This window comes from Atribacterota bacterium, from assembly GCA_028717805.1.
Lineage (GTDB): Bacteria > Atribacterota > Phoenicimicrobiia > Phoenicimicrobiales > Stramentimicrobiaceae > Stramentimicrobium.
Genome location: JAQUNC010000071.1, coordinates 1 through 6,010, shown reverse-complemented (window position 1 = coordinate 6,010; position 6,010 = coordinate 1). Strand labels below are relative to the sequence as shown.

General features: G+C 35.8%; 5 protein-coding genes. All 5 read left to right on the top strand.

Features of this window, described 5'->3' with window-relative positions:
- Positions 1-262 precede the first annotated feature (262 nt).
- On the top strand, positions 263-1,312 hold the full coding sequence (locus PHD84_10345) for a TRAP transporter substrate-binding protein (GenBank protein MDD5638194.1): 1,050 nt from the start codon (positions 263-265) through the stop codon (positions 1,310-1,312).
- A 238-nt stretch (positions 1,313-1,550) separates the two neighbouring features.
- Positions 1,551-3,038: a hypothetical protein gene (locus PHD84_10340; GenBank protein MDD5638193.1), complete on the top strand. Its 1,488-nt coding sequence runs from the start codon at positions 1,551-1,553 to the stop codon at positions 3,036-3,038.
- Between the two features lie 738 nt (positions 3,039-3,776).
- Positions 3,777-4,289, top strand: coding sequence for a hypothetical protein (locus PHD84_10335; protein MDD5638192.1), 513 nt, complete (start codon positions 3,777-3,779; stop codon positions 4,287-4,289).
- Between the two features lie 1,223 nt (positions 4,290-5,512).
- Positions 5,513-5,791 (top strand): hypothetical protein, encoded by a 279-nt coding sequence (locus PHD84_10330; GenBank protein ID MDD5638191.1) that lies wholly within the window; start codon positions 5,513-5,515, stop codon positions 5,789-5,791.
- Positions 5,792-5,820: 29 nt separating this feature from the next.
- A partial coding sequence (locus tag PHD84_10325; protein MDD5638190.1) for a DUF4258 domain-containing protein occupies positions 5,821-6,010 on the top strand: 190 nt, incomplete at its 3' end.

The window sequence follows — 6,010 nt, the reverse complement described above, 5'->3', positions numbered from 1 at the left end:
GAGGAGTTTTCAGTCTCGTCATAGCATCAGTCACTAAGATTCCAACATCACAGATTTTTAAATATCAGATACCTCTTTGGCTTGCAATAATTTTAGCATCTATTTTAGCTGTTATCTTCCCTCAAATAGTTCTTTTCCTTCCTAATATGATGTACTAGAAATCCGGGGGAAAAAATAATAGGAGGTGAGAAAATTAATAAAAAAAATATAACACGATTTCAATGAGAATGAATTTAAATTTCATGAAGAAAGGTGTTGTGAAATGGATAAAAATAAATTTTTTATAATTATGATTATCTTAATTATTTTCTTAAATGTATCATTACTTGTATGTGCAGAACAAGAGAAGAAGACTGTTGTTCTTAGCTTTGCCCATCCTTATCCTTCTAGTCACCATAAACAAATTCAAATATTAGAACCACTCTTTGAAGAAATTAAAGAAAAATCTAACGGGCGTATTATAATTAACATTCACCCAGGTGGCTCATTATCTACTGGGGCAATGATGGCAGACGATATGGCATCAGGAGCAGTGGATGGGGGTTGGACTCAACAGGGTTACTATCCGGGTAGATTTCTGTTAACGTCACTTTTTGAATTTTCAGGAATGTGGAGAAATGTCACTGAACTCGCGCATACTATGATGACATTGCTGGAAACAAATGAAGCTTTTCAGGAGGAATATAACAATTACAAAATAATCAGCTTGGGTGGAACTCCTCCAGGAAGTGTATATACGGCTAAGCAGCCTATCCACGGAATCGAGGATTTTAAAGGAAAGAATCTTAGAGTTTCAACTACTTTTGCGGAAGAACTTATTAATTCACTTGGTGGTGTAGGTACCAACATCCCTATGAGTGAGGTTTATGATGCATTGGAAAGAGGAATAATAGATGGTGAGTGTACTGACCATACAGCAATTGAAACCTACAGTCATCATGAAGTAATTAAATATGCAGTTAATAATATGAGTCTATTTACCTCTACAGGAATGGTTGCTTTTAGCATGAATACATGGAATAAGCTTTCTCCTGAAGATCAAGAATTAATTGAAAGCTGTATTGGAATGAAAACTGCCTTGAAAGACGCAAAAATGTATGATGATCTCCAAAGTAATGCTTTGAACTTCTTAAAAAACAATAATATTGAAATATATGAATGGACCGAAGAAGATACGCAACAATTTATTGAAATTGTCACACCAATGATTGATAAAAGAATTGAGCAAATTGAAGCAAAGGGAATACCGGCAAGGCAGTTTTATAATGAAGCAATCGAGATCAGAGATAATTTTAGAAATAAAAATAAATAAAAGCAAGTTATAGAATTTCTACTATTAAGTTGCAGTGTTATTTAAGTCACCAACTTAACAGTAGATTTGTTAATTCCTTGGGGCAGAAAACCAGAGGTTTACCATGAATAAAAAATAAAAGACGGCGATATTTAGGTATCAAGACGAAACGATACTCGGTGAGATAGGCACTGTGTTCTGTCTGAAAGCTTTGTTTGCATGTCAACACTTTAAATAAGTAATTATTGAGGTGATTAAAATGTCAATTGAAAAGTCTGTTGATTTAAAATTAAATGTGAAGCCAATTTTTTTACATTTGGTTCACACTGCTGTTTATGAAGGTCCCTGTAGAAGTGGATTAGGTGAAAAACTCACTGCAGAATATGATAAAAAAATGGGTGAAAAAACTTATAAGATATTTAAAGATAATTTAAAAAAAATACATTCTACTGATGATGTTAGTCTTTTAGAACCCTTGTATCTTTCTTGGACTGACAAATTTGTCTTATCTGCAAAGACTAATGAATTATTTAGATTAGTGGAACCTGATTTAAATAAGACAGATTTTTTTCTATTAAGTGGCCGATTTCCTAGTTATTTTGCCATTGAACTAGCAAAAAGGTTTAAAAAGCCTGTTGGGGCTGCAGGTCCTTTTACCACTGATGCACCTGCTTATTTACAATCTATTGGCCTAGAAGGTTATGCTTATACAGACAATTATGCTACACGTGAACATTTTTCGCTACTAAGAGCTAGAAAAGGTATTGCTAATACAAGAGCATTGTTCGTATTAAAAAACAATTTAGCAACTCTTGGAGCAATGGCTAGTATAAGAAACTTAGACTATCTTGAACAAAAATATGGAATTAAATTTTCTTTTATTAATGCAGAAGATGTATTGGATGCAACTACGAATTTGGACGAAGAAGGGATTAAACAGGCCGAAGAAATTGCTGATAAACTGATAGAAAATGCTGAATATTGTACTGTGGAAAGAAAATATATGATTAATTCTATAAAATTTTACATTGCAGTTAAAAGATTACTGGAGAAGTATGAATGCAATGCATTCACTATTCCATGTCCAGAGATATGTGCTACACATAGGCTTAATAAAGATAAATACACATTTTGTCTTGCCCATTCACTATTAAAAGAGGATGGGATACCTTCAGCATGTCAAAACGATACTAGTGCTCTTTTTACCCTGGCTATTTTAATGAATATAACAACTTCTGCACCACATATGGGTAATTTACACCCTGCAACAAAAGAAATACATGACCTACTTAAGTCTGATGCTATGGTAACTGATCTTTTAAAAGATGCAGGCGAAAAATTTAAGACAATGGATAATCTTGTATATCATTTTCACTCTGTTCCAACTAAGTATATGGGAGGAAGGGATAAGTCTCCTTCTTGTTATGGTATCCAATCGTTCACTCATTCAGGATGGGGACCGGCTATGAGGTACAATTATGATCAGGATATAAATAAGGAAATAACATTTCTTAAAGTAGATCCTTCTGGAACAAAAATGTTGGCTACAAAAGCTATAATTGTTGGTGATGCAGGATATAAGAATATTGGTTGCCCAACAGGGTTCTTTGCACAAGTAGACGATGTAAAAGACTTTTTTAAAAAAGAATGTAAAGTTGGTCACCACCATGCTTGGGTTTATGGAGATATAAGGGAAAAAATCAAAGAGCTTGGAGAAATAATGGGGATGGAAGTTTTAACTGCATGATAATTTTCTTAAGAATAAAAATAGTGATATATAAAAAACTAAAAAGTGTTTTAGTAATAAGAAATAAAAAAACAAATATCATATTTTTATCTCTTATCTTAATAGAATCATATTGGGTAAAGATTTTAAGGCCATACCAACTAGTTCATTGGTATTGCCTTATTTTTTTCTTAATATATATATAATATTAATGTAATACCTAAACTGAATTGCACTAAATTTGTTCTTTGACAATGGAAATCTGTTGATTCAGTAACCTCCTTACTAGGATAACCAGATTCTCGTTTCGGTGATTAAATCACCATTCTACTTCTTTCAAGTATAGCTGCATAGTCTCCTTGGCACGTGAGGTGATAGGAAAAGTAAGGACTTTGACGTTTCTTTGGTAAATGCCAAAAACGATGTTTTTGCCAGTTGCACCCCAGACACGTTTACCTGGTCTTCTACCACCGAACATGGTTTTATCCATTTCGATCTCACCAGAGAGTGGTTTTAGATCTTTGATAATATCCTAGAAAAACACCTCTCTTGGGTTACAAAACCATCTTAGTATAATTGGTTTGCTGTAAGGGATTTGAAAACGCAGGCGATATGCTGGAACACCTAAAGAAAAATAATCTACTAACCTATCTTTCCAATAGGGTGAAATCCGGGTTTTACTCCAGATGTTTTTAGATGCTTTTATGGTTAGGCCACACTTGCTACAAGGAGGTAAGACTACACCTATGGATACTGAGTATGATAACCATAACTTTTCACCAGGTCATTGATGAAGCCCTAGCAAAGATTGACAATCTCTTAGTAGCTTCTTCTGAGCAAAAACAGAAGAAGCTTTTGGCAGACTTCTATTCCTACATCTCTAACAACCGCCATGGTATCAGTAATCAGGTATCTCTAAAGGATAAGGACAAGGAGATCGCAAAAACAGGAGCAATTGAATCCAATGTCAAACTAGCCATTGCCAACCATTTCAAAAAACAGGGCAGAAGCTGGACCAAAAAAGGGGCATTCTCTTTGCTGAAAGTCAAAGAGACCATTCTCAACGGCAAGTGGGACACCAGGTTGCAAAAACAGAGGAATCATCCTATTAAGGTAACACTATTTAAACCACCATTATCAGCATCCTATTTTACCAAAGAAGTTTCTTATCCTGCCATAATCCAGGCCAGGATCCCGGTCTTAGATGGGCCGCATACAGATAAACCATGGGTAGGTGTTTTAAGGAAATTAGCTCAGTTAGAGTATGTATAATGAAATAGAAAAAAATTAAAGAAAGTAGATTTAGTATGTATCACTGTAAACCAAATAAAAGAAGGGTATTTGCCATTTATTTTAAGCTAGAATAGTTATACTAATCTATAAGGTAGGTCAGCCTCAAACAATAAAATTTTTACAGTAGAAAAAAGTGCCTACAAAAATTTGACACAGACGGAGGCACACACTAGAATGACAACAAATATATAATCTTCTATATTATAAATTGTATTAATTTCATGATGTGTTTACACATCTAGTTCTTTCCTATAGAAATAGGTTGCTATTTATCCGGGTTCCGAAAATGTGTACTGACTAATGAAGCCGTTGTGGTCGCGGCGGCACAATTAATAACGGGGGTAAAAAGAATATGAAAGATTATGATGTTGTTATTGAATCGGGAAGTGGTGGCATTGCCTGTGCATTGTAATGCTCGGATAAAGGAAAACGAGTGTTGCTATTAGACAAATGAAGCAAAGACAGCCCGGATGGAACGTGTATTAATAGGGGGTATATTCAGCCGAAGGTACTGTTCACAGTGTGCATATATTTGAAAACATCAAAAACGCAAAGAAATTCGGTACTGGAATGTCCGAATATACGGTCAATTTCAAGCACGTTATGGCGATAAAGAACAAAGAACAAAATACTGCAGCATATGATATTTGGCCTCAAGCAGTTTGTTATCGGCAGCCGAGATAATATCGAGTCGTGGTTGAATACTTTGGCCGAGATAACCAGCCCAACCAATGTCAAGGTGATTTGCGGTGGTAATAAAGAATAATTTTTGGCGAGAGACGGAATTGTCATAGCAACTGGCTCGGAGCCAACTATGATTACCGTATTCAATATCGACTGAAAAACGTACTGACATCTGATTAAAAACTAACACTCAAAGATCCGCCTCGATCAATACTGGTGATCGGTGCTAGTGCGATAAGCATCGAGATCGGTACTTTCTATAATGCGATTGTCGAGCTGATGAACAGCGTTACGCTGCTGATGAATGACAAGCAGATAACTGCTATGTTTGAAGAACATTTAATTAACCTTAAAAATCCATCTTCTTAGAAGGTGGTAATGGTTAAACGGTTATACCAGTAAGATGCTCAATTTGGTATGATTAACATATGGCCAAGCCATGGATTATATTTGGCATTCCTGAGATTGCAAAGGTAGGCTTTTTCGAACAGGATGCCAAGGATTAGGGTATTGATGCGTTGACAGGTTTTATTAAAATTAGTGCCAACGAGATAACAAACACCATGCAGGAAACGACGGGTGCGATTAAGATCATGGTCGATAATAAAACACACTGGATTATTGGGGCGGAGTTGTATTGTACGAAAATGAGTTTGCTGATCGGCGAACTGGCGATTTGTGTCCCTAAAGAAACGAGGGTTGTGACACTGGCTACCACAATTCACGTGCATCCGACGTTGACAGAGGCTGTGATGGAATTTGTGAAGAAGCCTCTGGGTACGGCTTTTCATAAATAATACGAGCCTGAGACAATAAAGGAGGAATTATGAACCTGATCATTTCTGCCGAAGCAGAAGAAAAGATGAACGCACGTGGTATTAAAAAAGAAGATGTGGAAGCAGTCATCAAGAATGCGGAATCCAAGAAGACATTTTTAATCGCTGACGATGGCAGTTTTCTTGCCAAGCACCGTCTAGAGAATTTCTGTCCATATGTGGCATATTCAAAGGAAGGGG